General features: G+C 55.8%; 20 protein-coding genes. 9 read left to right on the top strand and 11 right to left on the bottom strand.

Annotated elements, in window-relative coordinates; translation table 11 throughout:
- Positions 1-93 precede the first annotated feature (93 nt).
- From KWG64_RS12850 to KWG64_RS12825, 6 genes are all read left to right on the top strand, one after another.
- Entirely contained in the window at positions 94-1,431 is a 1,338-nt protein-coding gene (locus KWG64_RS12850) for an MFS transporter (protein WP_195814726.1), read from the top strand.
- Between the two features lie 9 nt (positions 1,432-1,440).
- Positions 1,441-2,970: an FGGY-family carbohydrate kinase gene (locus KWG64_RS12845; RefSeq protein ID WP_218522103.1), complete on the top strand. Its 1,530-nt coding sequence runs from the start codon at positions 1,441-1,443 to the stop codon at positions 2,968-2,970.
- Positions 2,963-3,622, top strand: a complete 660-nt coding sequence (ulaD, locus tag KWG64_RS12840) for a 3-keto-L-gulonate-6-phosphate decarboxylase UlaD (protein ID WP_218522102.1) — start codon at positions 2,963-2,965, stop codon at positions 3,620-3,622. Before KWG64_RS12845 ends, ulaD begins: the two co-directional genes overlap by 8 nt.
- Positions 3,619-4,479, top strand: a complete 861-nt coding sequence (locus KWG64_RS12835; protein WP_165061092.1) for an L-ribulose-5-phosphate 3-epimerase — start codon at positions 3,619-3,621, stop codon at positions 4,477-4,479. The genes ulaD and KWG64_RS12835 overlap by 4 nt, the downstream gene beginning before the upstream one ends.
- Positions 4,473-5,174 carry an L-ribulose-5-phosphate 4-epimerase gene (gene araD, locus KWG64_RS12830; RefSeq protein ID WP_218522101.1) on the top strand — a complete coding sequence of 234 codons (702 nt, stop codon included), beginning with the start codon at positions 4,473-4,475 and terminating at the stop codon, positions 5,172-5,174. Before KWG64_RS12835 ends, araD begins: the two co-directional genes overlap by 7 nt.
- A gap of 137 nt (positions 5,175-5,311) precedes the next feature.
- Positions 5,312-6,181: a phosphoribulokinase gene (locus KWG64_RS12825; RefSeq protein ID WP_104923613.1), complete on the top strand. Its 870-nt coding sequence runs from the start codon at positions 5,312-5,314 to the stop codon at positions 6,179-6,181.
- A gap of 6 nt (positions 6,182-6,187) precedes the next feature.
- On the opposite strand, the gene KWG64_RS12820 is transcribed toward KWG64_RS12825, so the two are convergent.
- Together KWG64_RS12820 and KWG64_RS12815 are read right to left on the bottom strand one after the other, a co-directional pair.
- Positions 6,188-7,372, bottom strand: coding sequence for a M20 family metallopeptidase (locus KWG64_RS12820; RefSeq protein WP_218522100.1), 1,185 nt, complete (start codon positions 7,370-7,372; stop codon positions 6,188-6,190).
- A 15-nt stretch (positions 7,373-7,387) separates the two neighbouring features.
- Positions 7,388-8,578, bottom strand: a complete 1,191-nt coding sequence (locus KWG64_RS12815) for an MFS transporter (protein ID WP_218522099.1) — start codon at positions 8,576-8,578, stop codon at positions 7,388-7,390.
- A 204-nt stretch (positions 8,579-8,782) separates the two neighbouring features.
- Between KWG64_RS12815 and KWG64_RS12810 the strand changes: the two genes are divergently transcribed.
- The gene (locus KWG64_RS12810) at positions 8,783-9,694 is read left to right on the top strand and encodes a LysR substrate-binding domain-containing protein (RefSeq protein WP_218522098.1); all 912 of its coding nucleotides are present in this window, start codon (positions 8,783-8,785) and stop codon (positions 9,692-9,694) included.
- A 1-nt stretch (position 9,695) separates the two neighbouring features.
- Here KWG64_RS12810 and KWG64_RS12805 read toward each other — a convergent pair whose 3' ends face one another.
- Positions 9,696-10,103 (bottom strand): OsmC family protein, encoded by a 408-nt coding sequence (locus tag KWG64_RS12805; protein ID WP_101077441.1) that lies wholly within the window; start codon positions 10,101-10,103, stop codon positions 9,696-9,698.
- Between the two features lie 362 nt (positions 10,104-10,465).
- On the opposite strand from KWG64_RS12805, the gene crp reads away from it, so the two are divergent.
- The gene (gene crp, locus KWG64_RS12800) at positions 10,466-11,098 is read left to right on the top strand and encodes a cAMP-activated global transcriptional regulator CRP (protein WP_013573634.1); all 633 of its coding nucleotides are present in this window, start codon (positions 10,466-10,468) and stop codon (positions 11,096-11,098) included.
- A gap of 61 nt (positions 11,099-11,159) precedes the next feature.
- On the top strand, positions 11,160-13,235 hold the full coding sequence (locus tag KWG64_RS12795) for a YccS/YhfK family putative transporter (RefSeq protein WP_218522097.1): 2,076 nt from the start codon (positions 11,160-11,162) through the stop codon (positions 13,233-13,235).
- A gap of 83 nt (positions 13,236-13,318) precedes the next feature.
- Here KWG64_RS12795 and KWG64_RS12790 read toward each other — a convergent pair whose 3' ends face one another.
- From KWG64_RS12790 to ppiA, 8 genes are all read right to left on the bottom strand, one after another.
- Positions 13,319-13,714 (bottom strand): hypothetical protein, encoded by a 396-nt coding sequence (locus KWG64_RS12790; protein ID WP_218522096.1) that lies wholly within the window; start codon positions 13,712-13,714, stop codon positions 13,319-13,321.
- 232 nt (positions 13,715-13,946) lie between these two features.
- Complete coding sequence (locus KWG64_RS12785; RefSeq protein WP_218522095.1) at positions 13,947-15,164, bottom strand: aspartate aminotransferase family protein; 1,218 nt, start codon at positions 15,162-15,164, stop codon at positions 13,947-13,949.
- A gap of 167 nt (positions 15,165-15,331) precedes the next feature.
- The gene (locus KWG64_RS12780; RefSeq protein WP_218522094.1) at positions 15,332-15,907 is read right to left on the bottom strand and encodes an aminodeoxychorismate synthase component II; all 576 of its coding nucleotides are present in this window, start codon (positions 15,905-15,907) and stop codon (positions 15,332-15,334) included.
- A 91-nt stretch (positions 15,908-15,998) separates the two neighbouring features.
- Positions 15,999-16,601 carry a putative adenosine monophosphate-protein transferase Fic gene (locus KWG64_RS12775; protein WP_218522093.1) on the bottom strand — a complete coding sequence of 201 codons (603 nt, stop codon included), beginning with the start codon at positions 16,599-16,601 and terminating at the stop codon, positions 15,999-16,001.
- On the bottom strand, positions 16,591-16,761 hold the full coding sequence (locus KWG64_RS12770; protein WP_152327499.1) for a YhfG family protein: 171 nt from the start codon (positions 16,759-16,761) through the stop codon (positions 16,591-16,593). Before KWG64_RS12770 ends, KWG64_RS12775 begins: the two co-directional genes overlap by 11 nt.
- Positions 16,762-16,857: 96 nt before the next feature.
- Positions 16,858-18,063: an aldose 1-epimerase family protein gene (locus KWG64_RS12765; RefSeq protein WP_218522092.1), complete on the bottom strand. Its 1,206-nt coding sequence runs from the start codon at positions 18,061-18,063 to the stop codon at positions 16,858-16,860.
- 242 nt (positions 18,064-18,305) lie between these two features.
- Positions 18,306-19,829 (bottom strand): helicase HerA-like domain-containing protein, encoded by a 1,524-nt coding sequence (locus KWG64_RS12760; protein WP_218522091.1) that lies wholly within the window; start codon positions 19,827-19,829, stop codon positions 18,306-18,308.
- A 140-nt stretch (positions 19,830-19,969) separates the two neighbouring features.
- Complete coding sequence (ppiA, locus tag KWG64_RS12755) at positions 19,970-20,536, bottom strand: peptidylprolyl isomerase A (protein ID WP_152327502.1); 567 nt, start codon at positions 20,534-20,536, stop codon at positions 19,970-19,972.
- Positions 20,537-20,569 lie beyond the last annotated feature (33 nt).

Raw genomic sequence — 20,569 nt, 5'->3', positions numbered from 1 at the left:
GATATCTTATTTTACACCACATCCCTTTCCTCTGAGGGGAACCCCGCTCGTCTGTTAAACGGGCTCTGTAACTAATTATTAAGGTAATAAGTTATGAATAAAAACTCTGATACTCTGCAAAGCAATCGCTTATTAAAAGAAATACCCAAACAGCGCTGGCTTAGAATTATTCCGCCGATCCTGATCGCCTGTATTATTTCTTATATGGACAGGGTAAATATTGCCTTTGCCATGCCGGGTGGAATGGACGCGGAATTAGGCATTACCGCATCAATGGCCGGGCTGGCTGGCGGCATATTCTTCCTCGGTTATTTATTCCTCCAGGTACCGGGCGGGAAAATTGCGGTTCACGGCAGCGGTAAGAAATTCATCGGCTGGTCACTGGTCGCGTGGGTCATCATTTCGATTCTCACCGGCCTGGTCACCAATCAGTATCAGCTGCTCTTCCTGCGCTTCTCGCTGGGCGTTGCAGAAGGCGGTATGTTGCCGGTCGTACTGACGATGATCAGCAACTGGTTCCCCGATGCCGAACGCGGCAGGGCGAACGCGATTGTGATCATGTTCGTGCCGATCGCCGGGATCATCACTGCCCCGCTCTCCGGCTGGATCATCAGCGCACTCGACTGGCGCTGGCTGTTCATCATTGAAGGTCTGCTTTCCGCCGTCGTTCTGGCGATGTGGGTACTGACCGTTTGCGACCGTCCGCAGGAAGCGCGCTGGATTTCACCCGAAGAGAAAAACTGGCTGATATCGACGCTGGCCGCCGAACAGAAAGCTATTGCCGGGAAAGAAGTCAGAAACGCCTCGCTCGGCGCGGTGCTGGCCAACCGGACGATGTGGCAGCTTATCGCCCTGAATTTCTTCTACCAGACCGGCATTTACGGTTACACCCTGTGGCTGCCGACCATCCTGAAAGAACTTACGCATTCCACCATGGGACAGGTCGGCGTCCTCGCGATACTGCCTTACATCGGCGCCGTCGCGGGCATGCTGCTGTTCTCCTCGCTGTCTGACCGCACCGGCAAACGCAAACTCTACGTGTTCCTGCCTCTGCTGGGCTTCGCGGCCTGCATGTTCCTGTCGGTGATGCTGAAAAATTACATCTGGGTTTCCTACGCCGCGCTGGTCGGTTGTGGCTTCTTCCTGCAATCCGCCGCCGGTGTTTTCTGGACCATTCCCGCCAAGCTTTTCAGCGCAGAAATGGCCGGTGGCGCACGCGGTGTGATTAACGCGCTGGGTAATCTGGGTGGATTCTGCGGGCCGTATGCCGTCGGTTTGCTCATCACGTTCTACAGCAAAGATGCCGGTGTTTATTGTCTGGCGATCTCACTCACGCTGGCGGCACTGATGGCATTGCTGCTGCCCGCACGGTGCGACGTTCCGGCGCAATCGGCGAACAAATTACCCGACAGCCGTCCGACAGCAGCCTGAGGAAATACGATGAACGCTTCATCCGGAGAATACTGGTTAGGGATCGACTGCGGCGGCACCTACCTCAAAGCGGGATTGTACGATCACACGGGGCAGGAACGCGGCGTTTGCCGCCAGCCGCTGCCGGTGCTGAGCGACCATCCCGGCTGGGCCGAGCGCGATATGCCCGCGCTGTGGGCGTCGTGCGTCAGCTGTATTACCGCGCTGCTGCGCCAGCAAAACATCAGCGGCAATCAGGTGAAAGGCATCGGCATTTCGGCGCAGGGCAAAGGCTTATTCCTGCTGGATAAAGCCGGGGATCCGCTGGGCCGGGGGATTTTGTCCTCCGACCGCCGCGCCGGGGATGTGATCAGCGCCTGGCAGCGTGACGGCTTGCATCAGCAAATCTATCCGCTGACCCGTCAGGCACTGTGGGCCGGGCATCCGGTGTCATTGCTGCGCTGGATAAAACTGCATCAGCCGGCGCGTTATCAGCAAATCGGCACGGTAATGATGGCGCACGATTATCTGCGTTATTGCCTGACCGGCGTGCGCGGTTGCGAAGAAACCAACATCTCCGAATCCAATCTGTACCACATGGCGAACGGCGGTTACGACGCCCGGCTGGCGGAAATGTTAGGGATTGCCGATATCAGCGCAGCGCTGCCGCCGGTGGTGGGTTCGGCGGAAATCTGCGGAACCGTGACGCCAGACGTCGCGGCGCTGACCGGATTAACCGCAGGCACGCCGGTGGTTGGCGGATTATTCGATGTGGTTTCCACCGCGCTTTGCGCCGGGCTTCACGACGAATTTACCCTGAATGCGGTGATGGGTACGTGGGCGGTCACCAGCGGAATATCAGCGGACATGGGCGAGCGGGAAAATCATCCGTACGTCTATGGCCGCTACGCTGGCGGCGAAGGCTATCTCATCCATGAAGCCAGCCCGACGTCCTCCGCCAATCTCGAATGGCTCAACCAGCAAACCGGCGGTATGCCGTTTGACGAGATTAACCGCGCCGTCAGCGACCTGCCGAAAGCCGGAACCGACGTTTTGTTCCTGCCCTTCCTTTATGGCAGCAATCAGGGTGCGGAAATGACTGCCGGATTCTACGGCCTGCAATCGCTGCACCATCGTGGCCATTTGTTGCAGGCGGTTTACGAAGGCGTGGTGTTCAGCCATATGACGCACCTTAACCGCATGCTCGAACGCTTTCCGCAGGCGAAAACCCTGCGCGTCACCGGCGGTCCGGTGCGTTCAGAGGTCTGGATGCAGATGCTGGCCGACGTCAGCGGTATGCCGGTGGAACTCCCTCAGATCGAAGAAACCGGCTGTCTGGGCGCGGCGCTGGCGGCGATGGTCGGCACCGGCGTGTATCCCACTTTCGCGCAGGCCCAGCGCCATCTGCATTTTGCCGTGAAGCGTCTGGAACCCGACGCCGGTGCGCAGATGGCCTATCAGAAAAAATCACAACGTTACCAGTTCCTGATCGACGCACTGGGCATTTACCACGCCCGCTGCGCGGCGGCTGACTCACAGGGAAAACCTCATCATGACTAAACCTCTCCTCCAGCTGGCGCTGGATCACACCGACCTTCCGGCCGCGCTGCGCACCGCGAAGGCGCTGAAAAATCACGTCGACATCATCGAGGCGGGCACCATTTTGTGTCTCTGCGAAGGGTTACAGGCCGTGGAAATGCTGCGTGAACTTTGCCCGGACAAGATTCTGGTGGCCGACCTGAAAGTGGCCGACGCCGGAGAAACGCTGGCGCTGGAGGCGTTTAAAGCCGGGGCTAACTGGATGACGGTGATTTGCGCCGCACCGCTGGCGACGGTTATCAAAGCGCATGACGTGGCAAAAACATATCGGGGCGAAATCCAGATAGAACTCTTCGGCAACTGGACAATGCAGGATGCGCGCGACTGGCACGCGGCGGGGATCCGTCAGGCGATTTACCACCGCGGACGCGACGCGCAGGCCAGCGGACAAACCTGGGGCCAGCAGGATCTGGATCGTATGAAACAGCTGTCGGATATCGGCCTGCGCCTTTCCGTCACCGGCGGCATCACGCCTGCGGATTTACCGCTGTTCCGCGATATCGACGTGCAGGCGTTTATCGCCGGACGCGCGTTATCCGACGCAACGCAACCCGCACAGGTCGCCCAGGCGTTTCACCAGCAAATCAGCAAAATCTGGGGAGCAACGGCATGAGAAAACATCCGCTGGGCATCTATGAAAAAGCACTGCCCAAACACCTGAGCTGGCCGGAAAGGCTGGCGCTGGCGAAAAGCTGCGGCTTTGATTTTGTCGAAATGTCGGTTGATGAAACCGATGAGCGCCTGTCGCGCCTCGACTGGAGCATCACGCAACGCGTCGCGCTGGTCGAAGCGATGATGGAAATCGGTGTCTCCATTCCGTCGATGTGCCTTTCCGCGCACCGCCGTTTCCCGTTCGGTAGCCATGATGAAAGCGTCCGCGAACGTGCGCGGGAAGTGATGACCAAAGCCATCAAACTGGCGCGCGATTTAGGGATCCGCACCTTACAGCTGGCCGGTTATGACGTGTATTACGAAGCGTCCGACGCCGGTACCCGCGAACGATTTGCCGAAGGGCTGGCGTGGGCGGTGGAACAGGCCGCCGCCGCGCAGGTCACGCTGGCGGTCGAAATCATGGACACCGAATTCATGAATTCGATAACCAAATGGAAAGCATGGGATGAACGCCTGAATTCACCGTGGTTCAGCGTATATCCGGACATCGGCAATCTCAGCGCGTGGGGAAACGACATTCCGTCGGAGCTGGCGCTGGGCATTGACCGCATCGCCGCTATCCACCTGAAAGATACCTATCCGGTCACCGCAACCTCTAAAGGCCAGTTCCGCGATGTGCCGTTCGGCGACGGTTGTGTCGATTTCACCGGCTTTTTCCGCACGCTGGGCGCGCTGAATTATCGCGGCGCATTCCTCATCGAAATGTGGACGGAAACCGCCGCCGAGCCGGTACTGGAAATCATCAAAGCCCGTCAGTGGATTGAAGCCAAAATGCAGGAAGGAGAATTCGCATGTTAGAACAGCTGAAACAGGCCGTACTGGAGGCCAATCTGGCGCTGCCTGCGCATCATCTGGTGACGTTTACCTGGGGCAACGTCAGCGCGGTTGACCGCGAAAATGGGCGGGTGGTGATCAAACCGTCGGGCGTGGAATATACCGACATGTGCGCCAGTGACATGGTGGTCGTCGATCTGCATACCGGCGAGCGCATCGAAGGCGACAAAAATCCATCGTCGGATACTGCCACGCATCTGGCGCTTTACCGGCAGTTTCCGGAAATCGGCGGCATTGTGCACACGCATTCCCGCCACGCGACAATCTGGTCGCAGGCCGGGCTGGATTTACCGGCGTGGGGCACCACGCACGCGGATTATTTCTACGGCAATATTCCCTGCACGCGCCGGATGACTGAAGCAGAAATCAACGGAGCGTACGAACTGGAAACCGGCAACGTCATTATCGAAACCTTCCTGGAGCGGGGTCTGGACGCCATGCAGGTTCCGGCGGTTCTGGTGCATTCTCACGGGCCATTCGCCTGGGGAAAAAATGCCGCCGACGCCGTGCATAACGCTGTCGTGCTGGAGGAATGTGCCTACATGGGCATATTCTCCCGCCAGCTGACGCCCGCACTTGCCGATATGCAACAGACGCTGATGGACAAACATTACCTGCGCAAACACGGGAAAAATGCCTATTACGGACAGCTGAAATAACCGGTCGTCGCCTGTCACTTCTCGAATAAATATGGTAACAATAGGCTTAATTATGCGCAGCGATGCCGCCAGGTCTTCGAACACAGAAAAGACCGCGACACGCCTGCCTGCCTCACCTTTATGGAGAACAGCGCATTATGTCAGCCAAACATCCTGTTATTGCCGTTACCGGTTCGAGCGGTGCAGGCACCACTACCACCAGTCTGGCATTTCGGAAAATATTCCAACAGCTTGGCCTGCGTGCCGCCGAGCTGGAAGGCGACAGTTTCCACCATTTCACCCGCCCGGAAATGGACGCGGCCATCCGCAAAGCCCGCGATCTCGGGCGTCATATCAGCTACTTCGGGCCGGAAGCCAACGACTTCGGTTTGCTGGAAAAAAGCTTTATAGAATACGGCAAAACCGGCACAGGCCGTTCGCGCAAATATCTGCATACTTATGACGAAGCCGTTCCCTACAATCAGGTACCGGGGACGTTTACACCGTGGCAGGCCTTACCGGAACCGACGGACATTCTCTTCTACGAAGGCCTGCACGGCGGCGTGGTATCCGACAAAACGGACGTCGCGGCGCATGTCGATTTGCTGGTCGGCGTGGTGCCCATCGTTAACCTCGAATGGATCCAGAAACTGGTGCGCGACACCGGCGAGCGCGGGCATTCCCGTGAGGCGGTGATGGATTCCGTGGTGCGCTCGATGGATGACTACATCAACTACATCACGCCGCAGTTTTCCCGCACACACATTAACTTCCAGCGCGTGCCGACCATCGACACCTCCAACCCGTTTGCCGCGAAAGCCATTCCTTCGCTGGATGAAAGCTTCGTGGTGATTCATTTTCAGGGGCTGGACGACATTGATTTCCCGTATCTGCTGGCAATGTTGCAGGGCTCGTTTATCTCGCACATCAAAACGCTGGTGGTGCCGGGCGGCAAAATGGGGCTGGCAATGGAGTTGATTATGGCGCCGCTGGTGCAGCGCCTGATGGAAGGGAAGAAAATCGAGTAAGTGAAATCAGGCGTCGTTCATCAGCAACTGCTGAATGAATCCGACGTGTAATTTCACGCCAATCTGCAATGCCTCTTCGTCCAGCCGGAAGCGCGGGTTATGCACGCCATAAGTCGCGCCAATTTTCTCGTTACCGCTGCCGATAAACAGGAAACAGCCCGGCACTTTTTGCTGATAAGAAGAGAAATCTTCGCCACCAAACAGCGGCTGGGTCACTTCCCGCAGCGCATTCCCGCCGAGCGTATTAGCAATCACCTGACGCGCAATCGCACAGGCGTCGGGGTGGTTATCGCCATTCACATAACCCCGCGTCCAGCGCAGTTCATACTGCGCACCGTGCGCCGCCGTGATCCCCGAAATTATCTGTTCCATCAGCTGCGGAACCTGCTCGCGCACGCTGCTGTGATGGGTCCGCAATGTTCCGGCGAGTTTCACGCGTTCCGGAATGACGTTATAACTCTCCCCGCTCTGGAAGGTGGCGATGGTCAGCACCGGCACCTGAAGCGGATCGATGCGGCGCGCCACGACGTTTTGCAGCGCCGTCACCACTTCCGCGCCAATCACCACCGGATCAATGCACAAATGCGGCATCGAACCGTGCCCGCCTTTGCCGGTAATCGTGATGTCGAAGTTATCGGTGGACGCGCAGAACACGCCCTCTTTCAGGCCAACCTCACCCGTCGGAGAATTCGGCATAACGTGCAGACCGAAGATTTTCTCCACGCCGTCGAGTACGCCTAAATCCACCAGTTCCTGTGCGCCGCCCGGCGGTAATTCTTCCGCGTGCTGGAAGATAAACCGCACCGAGCCGTGCAGCGCGGACTGACACTGCGTCAGCACTTTCGCCGCACCCAGTAACATCGCGGTGTGCGCGTCATGGCCGCAGGCGTGCATGACGCCCGGCACCGTCGAACTGAACGGCTCGTCGTTTTCTTCCTGAATCGGCAAGGCGTCGATATCCGCCCGCAGCGCATACGTCGGCCCCGGATAAGCGCCTTTGAGATCGGCAACCACGCTGTTAGGTGTCAGCCGCGTCAGAGTCAGGCCGCCGAAACTTTCCAGCTGTTCCGCGATATAATCCGCCGTTTTATGCTCCTGAAATGACAGCTCAGGATGCGCATGAATATGTCTGCGCCAGCGCACAACGTCCGCTTTGACTTCCGCCAGCATCGCTTCAAAATTAAATGTCATCAGACTTCTCCTCAGTTATGCCACGTCGCGCAACGCTGCGCGCGGTTTCAGGGTCAGCGGCAAAATGGCCAGCCCGGCAACCACCATCGCCAGCGCCAGAAAAACAAATGTCGAAAAATACCCGTGCGTCACGGTGATCAGATAGCCCATCGCAATCGGCGCCACGAATCCGCCGAGCGTTCCGCCGGTATTGATAACCCCCATTGCGGCACCCATCACTTCCGGCGGCAGGCGTTTCATCGGCAGCGTAAACACCGTGACAAACGCCGCCATCAGGAAGATGTAGCCGAGGAACAGGAACAGCCCGGCGGTCACCGCCGACGCGGAGGTGTAAACCAGCCAGATGCACAGCGCGCTGAGCAGTGCGCTGCAAAAAATCACTTTCGGCTCTTTGCCCTGCATATAACGGCCGACCAGCCAACCGGTCGCGAGAGAGGAAATCCAGATCCCCATTCCGCCGGTGGCGACCACCAGCCCGGAAACGTCCAGCGACATTCCGCGCTGTTGCACCAGATATTTAGGCAGCCACGCCATCAGGCCGTAGGACGGAATGTTGATGCAGAAAATGGATACGAACAGCAGCACGACAATCGGGTTTTTCAGCAGTTCACGGTAGCCGGTCGCCACGCCGGTGCGGGCTTCTGCTTTCGGGGGATTCGGCACAAAAATGATAATCGCGACGGCAATCGCAAACGCCAGCAGGCCGAGAATGGAGAAAGAGCCGCGCCAGCCGAGCGTATCGAGTGCGTACACCGCAATCAGCGGCCCGGCGGTCATCGCCAGACCGGCGGATGACAGCAATACGGACTGCGCGAAAGTGCGCTGCCCGACATCAAAATTCGAGACCACCGCTTTGGCGCAGGAACACGGATAACCGGAATGCCCGACGCCGGAAAGAAAGCGAAACGTCACCAGTAAACCGAGGCCGAATCCCAGCAAACCGAAGCAGAGCGCGAACCCGCCGAGCAAAAACAGCGAGATACCGAGTACTTTCTTGTAGCCGAATCGGTCATTCAGCCAGCCAGCAGGAATTTGAAACAGCGAATAGGCCAGGAAGAAAATGCCTGTGATGTAACCCAGCTGCTCCGGTTGCAGGTTAAATTCCCGCTCAATCGGCAACAGCGCGAACCCCATCACCGTTTTGTCGATATACACCACCGCATAACCGACGAACAGCAGGAAGATCATCAGGGAACGACTTTTCATAGCGGATATCCCTTTTTGTTATCACCGCGTCAGAAGTTCTCACTGTCGGGCGAATAGTAAAATGCGACATGCATCACGTAATCAACTGAATAACAACACATTATTTATTCCAAATCTGAAGCTATCAGCTTTACAGGTTTGCCATAAGATGCAATTTTTGGGTAGGTGATGCTTTTTACTGATAGGGCTTTCAAGCGAGGCGACATGCGTTATTTACCGAAATTGCAGCAACTCAAGGTTTTCCAGCAGGTTATCCGCAGCGGCAGCATTCGCGGCGCGGCGCGGGCGATGAATCAGTCGCAGCCCGCCGTCAGCAGAACCTTGCGGGAACTGGAACAAACGCTTGAAACTCAGCTTATCGTGCGCGGCAATCAGGGCATGGCGCTGACGGAAACCGGCCGCGCCTTTGCGCAGCGCATGCAGTTTATTCTCGAAGAACTTGAACGCGCGGCGGATGAGATCCGGCAGATCAATCAGTATTCGCAGGGTTCGGTGGCTATCGGGTTTTCATCACTGCTGGCGCTGACGGTGTTTCCGGCTCTCAATGAAGCATTCAAAACGCAGTTTCCCCAGTCCAAACTGCTGATTAAGGAAGGCCAGCTTTCGACGCTGTTACCGGCGCTGCGTGAAGGGAAACTCGATTTTGCCGTCGGGACCGCCGGGCCGGGTTTTCCGCTGGAAGATTTGGTGCGTGAACCGCTGTTTAGCGCGCCGTTTGGCGTGATTGCGCGGCAAGGGCATCCGCTGGCAGGTGCCACCACGCTCGAAGAATTACAGGGCGCGCGCTGGGTGTTGCCGGAAACGGATATGGGTTACTACCAGCAGATTCAGCTTTCGATGAACGGCTTTAATGCGCCAGCCGGTGAAACGCCGGTAAGAACGGATTCGGTGGTGTGCGGGCTGAATATGGTGTTGCAGTCGGATTATCTGACGATTGTGGCGAAGGCGATGCGCGCGCCGTTCGGCTTGCAGGAAAGACTTTGCCTGCTCAATATCGATACGCTGCCGGAAGCGGAATATTGCGTACTCTATTCGCAGAAATCGCCGCTGACATTTGCTGCGCGGCGATTTCTGGATTTACTGCGAAGTCAGTGCCAGTCGTATCGCTGGTCGTGACTTATTCGGCGTTCACGACTTCAAAACTGTGGGTGATCGTCGCGGCTTTGCCCAGCATCAGGGATACAGAGCAATATTTTTCCGCAGACAGGCTGACCGCGCGTTCCACAATTTTATCCGTCAGGTCTTTGCCGGTGACGATGAAATGCAGGTTGATGTGCGTGAACAGACGCGGTGCTTCTTCGCGGCGCTGAGACGTCAGTTTCACTTCGCAGTCACGCACGTCGTTACGGCCTTTTTGCAAAATAGACACCACATCAATCGCGCTGCAACCGCCCGCCGACATCAGCAACATTTCCATCGGGCTCGGGGCTTTGTCGCCCGCATTACCGTCCATTGTGATCTGATGGCCCGACGCTGACTCACCTAAAAACGTCAGCCCTTCTACCCATTTTACGCGTGCGTGCATGTGCTCTTCTCCCGGTGGATAAATTCGTCAAATTTTCCCCTCAGACTACCCTTTCACCCAAAAACTGGCAACGTAACCCGATCGCCATCATGCTGAAGCGAGACAACAGAAGACAGCATTGCAAACCTGTGTTACAAACAAAGCCGAAACATACTTTCCAGTAAATTGCGGTGACGGTTTTTGCGGTTTAAGAACAGAACCCACGGTGTTAACAGCAATAATCAGGCTGTTTCACTCCGACATCCGCTTGCAGCATTTCTGGGGAGTTATATGCTGAAAGGGCGCTTTTTAAAGTAAGTGCCGTACAGGGAACTCTGAGCCCTGTGATTTTGGGCAGCGATAACAACAGAGGATAATAGCAAATGGTTCTCGGCAAGCCACAAACAGACCCGACTCTCGAATGGTTCCTGTCTCACTGTCATATACATAAGTATCCTTCTAAAAGTACGCTGATTCACCAAGGTGAAAAAGCCGAAACGCTGTACTACATCGTGAAAGGGTCGGTTGCCGTCCTGATTAAAGATGAAGAAGGCAAAGAAATGATACTGTCATACCTTAACCAAGGTGACTTCATCGGCGAGCTGGGACTCTTCGAAGAAGGGCAGGAACGCAGTGCCTGGGTTCGTGCTAAAACTGCCTGCGAAGTGGCTGAAATTTCTTATAAAAAATTCCGCCAGCTGATTCAGGTAAACCCGGATATTCTGATGCGTCTTTCCGCGCAGATGGCAAACCGTCTGCAAGTGACGTCAGAGAAAGTCGGCAACCTTGCCTTCCTCGACGTAACAGGCCGTATCGCGCAAACTTTGCTTAATCTGGCTAAACAGCCTGATGCAATGACCCATCCGGACGGGATGCAAATCAAGATCACCCGTCAGGAAATCGGCCAAATCGTCGGTTGTTCACGTGAAACAGTCGGACGTATTCTCAAAATGCTGGAAGATCAGAGCCTGATCTCCGCACACGGTAAAACGATTGTCGTTTACGGCACACGTTAATCCCTCAGGAATTGGCGCGACAGCTTACTGTCGCGCCTTTTTTATGGGCTAAGCTTTACCCATGACGCTATGGCGAAGACTGTTCTATCATCCCGAAGTTAACTACGCGCTGCGCCAGACGCTGGTGTTGTGCCTGCCTGTCGGTATTTGCTGGCTGTTTGGCAATCTGCAAATGGGCCTGCTGTTTTCCCTGTGCCCGGCCTGCTGCAACGTCGCCGGCCTTGATACCCCGCACAAACGCTTTTTCAAACGCCTGATTATCGGCGGTTCGCTGTTTGCCGTCAGCAGTATCCTTTTACAGGTGATGCTCGAAAACTGGCACATTCCTCTGCCGCTCATCATGTTAACGCTGGCTTTGCTGCTCGGCGTCACCGGTGAAATCAGTCCGCTGCATGCGCGCCTGTTGCCCGGCGCGCTGGTGGCCACCATCTTTACGCTGAGTATGGTCGGCGTGAGGCCAATGTGGCAGGCACCCGCGCTTTTTGCCGCCGGCACCGCCTGGTACGGGCTGTTTAACTGGGCGTGGTTCCGTATTTCCGAAGAACAACCGATGCGCGAAACGCTCAGCCAGCTGTATTTGCAACTGGCCGATTATTTCGAAGCCAAGTACAGCCTGCTGACGCAACATACCGATCCGGAAACTGCACTTCCGCCGCTGCTCAAACGCCAGCAGCAGGTTATCGACCTGATTGCGTTGTTGTATCAGCAACTGCACATGCTGCCGCAGCATGGACATCATCATCACCACAAACGGTTGTTCCAGCGTTTTCAGGTGGCGCTCGATTTGCAGGAGCACATTACGGTCAGCCTGCATCAGCCGGAAGAAGTGCAAAAACTGGTGGAAGAAAGCCACGCCGAAGCGGTGATCCGCCGGAATGCGCAGGTGATTTCCGCCCGTCTGCGCGTGATTGCGGACGATATTCTCTACCATCGCCTTTCCGAACGCTTCACCATGGCGAATGAGCTGGCGGCGCTGGAAAAAATCGCGGCGCAGAACCCGCAGAATCCGGTCGGCCAGTTCTGTTATTACCATTTCAGCCGTATCGCGCGACTGCTGCGGACGCAACGCCCGCTGTACCGCCGCGATCTGATGAACTCCCAGCCGCGCCTGCCTTTCTGGCCTGCGGTGAAAAGCTACCTGTCCTTTAAATCCTCCGCCCTGCGCAATGCCGCGCGCCTCGGGCTGATTCTGGCGATCGGTAGCAGCCTCGGGCTTTTCTTCAATCTGCCCAAGCCGTACTGGATTTTGCTGACCATCATGCTGGTCAGCCAGAACGGTTATAACGCCACGCGTGTGCGTATCCAGCACCGTGCACTCGGCACGCTGGCCGGTCTGCTGATTGCCGCCGGATTACTGAGGCTGGAATTGCCGGAAGGCATCACGCTGATTTGCATGCTGGTCATCACGCTGGTGTCGTATACCGTGCTGCGCAAGAACTACGGTCTGGCGGTCATCGGTATGACGGTGACCGCAGTTTATACGTTGCAATTGCTGGCGATGAACGGCATCCATTTTCTGGTGCCGCGCCTGATTGATACGCTGATCGGTTGCGCGCTGGCCTTCGGCGGCAGCATCTGGCTGTGGCCGCAATGGCAAAGTGGCCTGATGCGCCAGAACGCCCATCAGGCGCTGGAAACCTATCAGGACGCCATCCGGCTGATTCTGCAAGAAAATCCCGACGCCTCTCAACTTGCGTACACCCGTATGCAGGTCAATCAGGCGCACAACAAGCTGTTCACCTCGCTGAGCCAGGCGATGCAGGAACCGGGTTTTAACTCGCATTATCTGGCGGATATGCGTTTGTGGGTCACGCACAGTCAGTTTGTCGTTGAGCACATCAACGCGATGACCATTCTCGCGCGCGAGCATTACATGCTGCCGGAAAAGCTGGCGACGGAGTATTTGCAGACCTGCGAAATCGCGCTGCAAAGCTGCCAGCAGCGGTTGCTTTACGACGGGCCTGGTAGTGAGAACACCTTGTTTAATGCGCCGGAGCTGCACCCGGATATGCCGCTGACCGAAATGGAGCGCCATCTGCGGAGGATGATTTCGCACCTGAGTGTGATGCATACCATTTCGTCACTGGCGTGGAAGCAGAGACCACACCACGGGATCTGGCTGACGCGGCGGGCGTAAAAGGGGAGATCCCCTTTTATATCCCCTGTTTGAGGGTTGGGTTTCACTTGCCGTGAGGGCTGGATCGAGAAGGTTTCGGTTTCTCACGTACGGTGATCACTTAACCCGCTGCGCCGAAACCGACAAAGAGGGAGGAAAGCGCCTCCCTCTTTGATCTCCCACGCTTTTTTTTCAATAAGCGCTTTCGCTGGATCGATGGACATATTCTGGAACATCCGCGTGTGGCGCAAATCCAGGCACTTCGTGCTGCCTTCACTCGGTCTTCGAGCCTCTGGTCTCGAAGCCGCTCCGTTCAGCTGGATTTTGAGTGCGCCAGATTGCCTTTGTAAAAGATTAAAACCGGCATGATTTTGAATTGGGGTCAGCCTCTGGCCGCTTTCAAAAATCACGCTGAAAGGAGAGGTGGAAAACCGCGTATCTTTTCGCGCGGTTTGTAATCCGACTGGAAGGAACCGCGCAGCGGCGGGATTTTGCGGCAATAGATGTGGCTCCTGAAACATAGCCAGCCAGCGGCAGCGCTTGTTTGAAAAAGCGGGGAGAGATCCAAGAGAGGGAAAGCACTTCCCTCTCTTGGTCGGTTTCGGCGCGAGCCGCTGAGCGATCACCGCACATGAAAAACCGAAATATTCTCGGTCATAACCCTCACGGTGAGTGAAAAACCGAAATATTCTCGATCTATATATTTTTTTAAATAAAGCCGGCTGCTAAAGCCTAAACCCCTGTAACTTTTGCCACAGCTTTCTCAAAGCGCCCCATCCCTTCTTCAATATCCGCGAAGTCGATAACCAGTGATGGTGCAAACCGCATCACATTCGGGCCCGCCACCAGCATCATCAACCCGAACTCAGCGGCGGCGGCATGAAACTCTCCGGCGCGGTTTTTGAAGGCGTCCGACAGCTCGGCGCCAATCAGCAACCCCTGGCCGCGGAATTCGCTGAAGACAGAATATTTCTGGTTGATGGCATCCAGCGCGCTGATGAATTTCTCGCGGCGTTCGTTAATACCGGCCAGCACTTCAGGTGTATTAATGATATCCAGCGCGGCTTCGGCGACGGCGCAGGCCAGCGGGTTGCCGCCGTAGGTGGTGCCGTGTTTGCCCGGTTCCATCACCGATGCAACGTCTTCCGTTGCCAGCATGGCGCTAACCGGGAAACCACCGCCCAGGGCTTTCGCCGTGGTCAGAATGTCCGGCGTCACGCCGTAATGCATATAGCTGAACAGCTTACCGCTACGGCCCATGCCGCTCTGCACTTCATCGAGCACCAGCAGCGCCTGATGTTTGTCGCAAAGCTCGCGCAGCCCTTGCAGGAATTCCTGAGTGGCGGGCATTACACCGCCTTCACCCTGAACCGGCTCCACGACAATGGCGCAGGTATGGTCGTCGATCACCGCTTTTACCGCGTCCAGATCGTTGAACGGCACATGCACGATGTCAGCCGGTTTCGGGCCAAAGCCGTCGGAATATTTTGGCTGGCCACCCACGGAAACGGTAAACAACGTGCGGCCATGGAAGGCGTTATGGAAAGCGATAATCTTGCTTTTGTACGGGCTGTGGCGATGCGAAGCGTAATAGCGCGCAAGTTTGAATGCGGCTTCGTTGGCTTCTGCGCCGGAGTTGGCAAAAAATACGCGGTCAGCAAAGGTCGCGTCGATCAGCTTCTGTGCCAGTCGCAGCGCCGGTTCGTTGGTGAACACGTTACTCACATGCCACAGGGTTTCGCCCTGATCGTGTAACGCTTTCACCAGCGCCGGATGGCAATGGCCCAGCGCAGTCACCGCGATCCCACCCGCGAAATCCACGTATTCGGTGCCCTGCTGATCCCACACGCGACTGCCTTTGCCTTTCACCGGAATAAATTTCGCGGGTGAATAAACCGGCAAAATCACTTTATCGAACGTACCCCGATCTACCGCTGCTTTTTCTGCCATAACCCTTCTCCCTTTCTGATTTTTACCAGTGAGTTGTTACGATGAACTGGAATTCACAGCCGCAATGAATGTGAAAATATAATCACAAAATATGCATAAAAAATCACACGCAGGCAAACGGAAATCGCCCCTGTCGCGTAAGTAATTTTTACCGTGCAATTAAGTGTTTAGATTTTAAGGAAATTATCCAGAAGCTGATGCCCCTGCTCACTGAGAATGCTTTCCGGATGGAACTGAACACCGTGCAGCGGCAGCGTTTTGTGCATGATGCCCATGATTTCGTCGCGCTGGCCCTCACGCTCAGTCCACGCGGTGACGTCAAAGCAATCGGGCAGCGTTTCGGGCGCAATCACCAGCGAATGGTAGCGCGTCACCGTCAGCGGATTATTCAGCCCGCTAAAAACGCTGCTGCCGGTATGGCGGATGGGAGAGGTTTTGCCGTGAATGGCCTGGCGGGCGCGGACAATCTTTGCACCAAACGCCTGCGCCATTGCCTGATGCCCGAGGCAGACGCCGAGAACCGGCAGTTTACCGGCAAAATGGGTGATGGCTTGCAGGGAAATCCCCGCCTGATCCGGCGTACACGGGCCGGGCGAAATCACCAGATGTGACGGGGAAAGCTGTTCGATATACGCAATCGTCAGCTGATCGTTACGCACCACGCTGACCTCTGCCCCCAGCTCGCAAAAATACTGGTAGAGGTTGTAGGTAAACGAGTCGTAGTTGTCGATCAGCAGCAGCATGGTCAGTCCCGGTAAAGTCGAAAATTTACCGGGCAATTCTACGCATTTTTACGTGCGGGCTTCAGCCTTTTTGTTGGTCAAAGTGCGCCGGCTAATGTGCATCATCGATTTCACTGATCACCTGATTAAAAATCGCCACCAGTTCAGTTTCATCGCCAAACACCGCTGTTTTGTTGGCGGCCAGCCAGCGCTCGCGCCCGACGTTGGCCCACTCAATGTCATAACCGGCGTGGATAACCAGCTGCTCGATGAATATTCTCAGCGCGCGCCCGTTACCTTCCCGGAACGGATGCAGCAGGTTCAGGCCGGTGTAATAGTGCGCCAGCCGTTCTGCCAGATTATCGGGCGGCAATCCGACCAGAAACGCCTCTTCTTCGAGTTCCTGCATCAGCGCGTTGCCTTCATTTTCGATGTATCCGAAATGGCAAAACTGCGTATCGTCTTTATAAATATCGATTTCGCGGAACTTGCCCGCCCACGGATAGATGTCCTGGAACAGGGAAAGATGGATAGCGCACAGATGCGGTAAGCCCATGGTGGCCGGGCCGAGCGGCATGGCGGCGGCGCGCAGTGCGGTGAAAGCCAGTTCGGCCTGCAACAGGCGATGTTCCTCGCGGATTTCGAGGCTGTTTTTCAGAACGTTAATGCCGGGATAGTAGTAAGGATCGGCGCCCGCCACGAGTTTATCGTTCATAGTGCCTCCTCAGCTCGGACAAACGCTGTGAAATTTGTTCGTTATCCAGCGTAACGGCTTCAACCTGCAAACCGTCCAGCAGGCTGCTGGCCTGAAAGTTCTCCCGCTGACGTTCGCGAAAGAGTTTTTCCTGCTGTCTGAGGGTCATTTTTTTCGCCATATTTCCTCCCCGGATATGGCCATTCGGGCGCATACCTTGTGAAGGTAAGTATAGACAGAGAAAAAAGGGCACCCGGCTGAGTGCCCAAAACTCGGATTATTCAACAGCGATCGGCTGGCTGATGACGTCAGTTTTATGCTCACCCTGCAACGTTTTCACCCGGTCTTCGAGCTGCTTAACCGCCTGCGCGTCTGGCAGCAGCGAGTATTTCAGCTCAAACACAGTGCTCTGGCCGGGTTGCAGTTGTTTCACGCGGCCTTGTTTACGCTCAATCGTCACCGGATACGCATAGTTGGTGCCCGGTTCAATACCGGTGACATATCCCTGTTTCAGCGTGTCAGTGTTTTTCCACAGCGTCAGCAGCGGAAGCTGATGGGTATCGAACTCAATCGATGCGCCTTTATCACCGGCTTTGTTGACGACGCCCGCGATGGTTTTACCCTGCGCATCCGCCTGCGGCACCATGTTGAAGACCATTTCATCGAAGCCTTTGGTTGGCCCCGCGTAAGTCTGCCAGTCGGTCAGGCCTTTTTTGGCGTAATCGTTGAACGGAGAAATGGATTTCAGCGGTGCAATAAAGCGCGCGCCCTGCTCAAGGATCGGCTGACCAAAGTTGCTGTGATAAATAATCTGGTAGTCGTGCGGATAATCCGACTGGTTGGTGAGTTCATCGTGAATGGTCCACGACTGGCTGCCCGGCACGTAACGCAGCTCGGTCCAGGTTTCCAGTTTGGCTTTCTTGAAGGTGTCTTCTTTGAGCAGCCCGCGCACGGTGATTTCGTACGGCGCTTTTTCTGCAATCTCCACCACGACTTTCGACGCTGGCGTGTTGCCTGCGCGGCCATGCAGCGTATAAATCATGCCGTCCGCGGTCACCGGATGGCCCGTCCATTCAAAGCCACAGCGCACCATCATTTCGTTGAAACCTTCCAGCCAGCCCACGCCGTTGCGGCTTTCCAGATTGATGTACGCCGGATTCACCACTTCCTGTACCGGCGAATCCCAGCCCAGCCGGATGTTATCGCCGGTGACATGCAGCAAATCCATGCCGCGCGTCGGGCTCAGGGCGATGGTCAGCCCTTTGCTGGTGATCGTAATGACTTTAGACCCTTCCTGTTTACCGCCGTGCAAAACTTTTTGTTCGATGCTGAAATCTGCACCGGCGACATTCAGCTTTTTGCTGTCAGTTTTCCAGTTTCCCAGTTCAGTACCGGCTTCAGCATCCGTCAGCACGATAGTTTGTGCGGCAGCCTGCCACGAAAAAAGCCCCATGACGATCCCGGTTACGAGTAATTTTTTCACATCCACTCCTTTTTGCTGAATTGATTTAGCCCAAAAGCAATTCAGCCTACAAATCCCGCAGGGTGAAAAACGTGACAGCCTTCACCTTGATAGGTTTTGCCGTAAAACCACCCGTCACAACGTGCTCGGGGTGGCAAAAAGAAGAATGAAACGGGATTTGTTACAGGAAATAGTGCGAAGTCAGGCAGGGAAAACGCACACAAAGCTGACGCGTTTCAGCTTTGTGTGTTGAACAGAAGAGATTATTTTTTACGGCCACCCATTATGGAGCCCAAAACGCCGCGCAGAATTTGTCGCCCTAAATCGCGGGCCATACTTTTGGCGGCAACCTGCACCACGCCGTCGCGTTTACCGCCACGCGGGCCGGTGCTGCCGAACAGGATTTCATTGAGACCGCCCATCAGCCCGCCGCCGGATCCGGCTTCCGCTGCGGGTTTAGCCGCGCCGCCCGGTTGCGGGGCAGCCACGGTGCCAAAACCCTGTGCGGTGATTTTTTCATACGCAGATTCGCGATCCACGCTGTCTTCGTAGCGGCCATACAACGGCGACTGATTGATGGCTTTATTGCGCTCATCTTCCGCCAGCATGCCCATTTTTGATTCCGGTGCGATGACCATGGCGCGCTGCACAATTTCCGGTCGCCCTTTTTCATCGAGGAAAGACACCAGCGCTTCGCCGACGCCCAACTCGCTGATCGCCGTTTCCGCGTCAAACGCCGGATTCGCGCGCATAGTCTGCGCCGCGGCTTTCACCGCTTTCTGGTCACGCGGCGTAAAGGCGCGCAGGGCGTGCTGAACCCGGTTGCCAAGCTGCCCGAGCACGCTGTCGGGAATATCCAGCGGGTTCTGCGTGACGAAGTAAATTCCGACGCCTTTAGAACGGATGAGACGCACCACCTGTTCGATTTTCGTCAGTAACGCTTCAGGCGCGTCATTGAACAACAGATGTGCTTCATCAAAGAAGAACACCAGCTTCGGCTGTTCCGGGTCGCCCACTTCCGGCAGATGTTCGAACAGCTCCGCCAGCAGCCAGAGCAGGAAAACAGAATAGAGTTTGGGCTGATTAATCAGCTTATCTGCAGCCAGCAGATTGATGATCCCGTGACCGTTTTTATCGGTGCGCATCAGGTCGTTGATATCCAGCATCGGCTCGCCGAAGAACTGATTCGCGCCCTGACCTTCCAGCGTCAGCAGGCCGCGCTGAATCGCTCCGATTGACGCCGTTGAAATATTGCCGTACTGCGTCTGGAACTGTTTGGCGTTTTCGCCGGTAAACTGCACCATCGCGCGCAAATCTTTCATGTCGAGCAGCAAAAGTCCGTTGTCATCGGCAATCTTGAAAACCAGCTGCAACACGCCGCTTTGCACGTCATTCAGATCCAGCAACCGCGCCAGCAATAACGGCCCGAGATCGGAAATCGTGGCGCGGATCGGATGGCCTTTTTCACCGAAAATATCCCACGGGATAATGCTGCACGCCTGCGGCTGCCAGTCAGTGACGCCGATATTCTTCAGGCGCGCGGCGAGTTTTTCCGAAGGCACGCCTTCTGCGCCAATCCCCGATAAATCCCCTTTTACATCCGCGAGAAAAACCGGAATGCCGATACGCGAAAACTGTTCAGCCATGCGTTGCAGCGTGACCGTTTTCCCTGTGCCGGTCGCGCCGGTTATTAATCCATGCCGGTTCGCCAGCGCAGGCAGGATCACCAGATCCTGAACCGGCTGGCCTTCATTCATGGCTTTCGCAATCAGGCGGGGTTCGCTCATTTCTTTTTCCTTGAAAGTGGGACGCGGGAACGCTCTTTAAAACCTATTAGTCAGGACATGGGGCGTCAAGAAACACCCAACAAAAAGCCTCCCGAAAGGAGGCTTAGATTATTTGCACAAAGGAACCGGAAAGCTGAACGTTATGGCAAGACTTTCGCAGACAGAATCACAATCGGCGTGGTCGGAACGTTCTGGTATGGCCCGACGTTATCGGTTTTCACGGAGGACATTTTGTCGACCACGTCCATGCCTTTGATGACTTTACCGAAAACGGCATAGCCAAAATCACGCTGACCGTGATCCAGGAAAGCATTGTCTGCCACGTTGATGAAGAACTGGCTGGTCGCGCTGTCTTTATCGGCAGTACGCGCCATGGCAACGGTGCCGCGCAGGTTACGCAGGCCGTTGTCGGCTTCGTTCTTAATCGGTTCTTTGGTCGCTTTCTGCTGCATGTCAGTCGTAAAGCCACCGCCCTGAACCATGAAGCCCGGGATTACGCGATGAAAAATGGTGTTGTTGTAATAGCCGCTCTGCGCGTAATCGACGAAATTCTTCACAGAAACCGGTGCCTTCGCACTGTCGAGTTCCAGTTCGATATTCCCTGCTGAAGTGGTCAGCATTACGTGGGTTTGACCGGCGGCGAAAACCGGTGACATTGCAGTCAGGGATAGCAGCGCAGTTAAGGCCACTAGAGTACGTTTAAACATGACGGTTCCTTTCTCCAGAATACAAACAACAGA

The sequence above is a fragment of the Rahnella sp. PD12R genome, assembly GCF_019200965.1.
Classification (GTDB): Bacteria; Pseudomonadota; Gammaproteobacteria; order Enterobacterales; family Enterobacteriaceae; genus Rahnella; species Rahnella laticis.
The sequence above is the reverse complement of the archived record's forward strand: the minus strand, read 5'-3'. Positions and strand labels throughout refer to the sequence as shown.

What these genes read in the sequence shown, in the direction of transcription:
- KWG64_RS12850 (WP_195814726.1), top strand. Translation starts at nt 94, where the DNA reads ATGAATAAAAACTCTGATACTCTGCAAAGCAATCGCTTATTAAAAGAA.
- KWG64_RS12845 (WP_218522103.1), top strand. Translation starts at nt 1,441, where the DNA reads ATGAACGCTTCATCCGGAGAATACTGGTTAGGGATCGACTGCGGCGGC.
- ulaD (WP_218522102.1), top strand. Translation starts at nt 2,963, where the DNA reads ATGACTAAACCTCTCCTCCAGCTGGCGCTGGATCACACCGACCTTCCG.
- KWG64_RS12835 (WP_165061092.1), top strand. Translation starts at nt 3,619, where the DNA reads ATGAGAAAACATCCGCTGGGCATCTATGAAAAAGCACTGCCCAAACAC.
- araD (WP_218522101.1), top strand. Translation starts at nt 4,473, where the DNA reads ATGTTAGAACAGCTGAAACAGGCCGTACTGGAGGCCAATCTGGCGCTG.
- KWG64_RS12825 (WP_104923613.1), top strand. Translation starts at nt 5,312, where the DNA reads ATGTCAGCCAAACATCCTGTTATTGCCGTTACCGGTTCGAGCGGTGCA.
- KWG64_RS12820 (WP_218522100.1), bottom strand. Translation starts at nt 7,372, where the DNA reads ATGACATTTAATTTTGAAGCGATGCTGGCGGAAGTCAAAGCGGACGTT.
- KWG64_RS12815 (WP_218522099.1), bottom strand. Translation starts at nt 8,578, where the DNA reads ATGAAAAGTCGTTCCCTGATGATCTTCCTGCTGTTCGTCGGTTATGCG.
- KWG64_RS12810 (WP_218522098.1), top strand. Translation starts at nt 8,783, where the DNA reads ATGCGTTATTTACCGAAATTGCAGCAACTCAAGGTTTTCCAGCAGGTT.
- KWG64_RS12805 (WP_101077441.1), bottom strand. Translation starts at nt 10,103, where the DNA reads ATGCACGCACGCGTAAAATGGGTAGAAGGGCTGACGTTTTTAGGTGAG.
- crp (WP_013573634.1), top strand. Translation starts at nt 10,466, where the DNA reads ATGGTTCTCGGCAAGCCACAAACAGACCCGACTCTCGAATGGTTCCTG.
- KWG64_RS12795 (WP_218522097.1), top strand. Translation starts at nt 11,160, where the DNA reads ATGACGCTATGGCGAAGACTGTTCTATCATCCCGAAGTTAACTACGCG.
- KWG64_RS12785 (WP_218522095.1), bottom strand. Translation starts at nt 15,164, where the DNA reads ATGGCAGAAAAAGCAGCGGTAGATCGGGGTACGTTCGATAAAGTGATT.
- KWG64_RS12780 (WP_218522094.1), bottom strand. Translation starts at nt 15,907, where the DNA reads ATGCTGCTGCTGATCGACAACTACGACTCGTTTACCTACAACCTCTAC.
- KWG64_RS12775 (WP_218522093.1), bottom strand. Translation starts at nt 16,601, where the DNA reads ATGAACGATAAACTCGTGGCGGGCGCCGATCCTTACTACTATCCCGGC.
- KWG64_RS12770 (WP_152327499.1), bottom strand. Translation starts at nt 16,761, where the DNA reads ATGGCGAAAAAAATGACCCTCAGACAGCAGGAAAAACTCTTTCGCGAA.
- KWG64_RS12760 (WP_218522091.1), bottom strand. Translation starts at nt 19,829, where the DNA reads ATGAGCGAACCCCGCCTGATTGCGAAAGCCATGAATGAAGGCCAGCCG.
- ppiA (WP_152327502.1), bottom strand. Translation starts at nt 20,536, where the DNA reads ATGTTTAAACGTACTCTAGTGGCCTTAACTGCGCTGCTATCCCTGACT.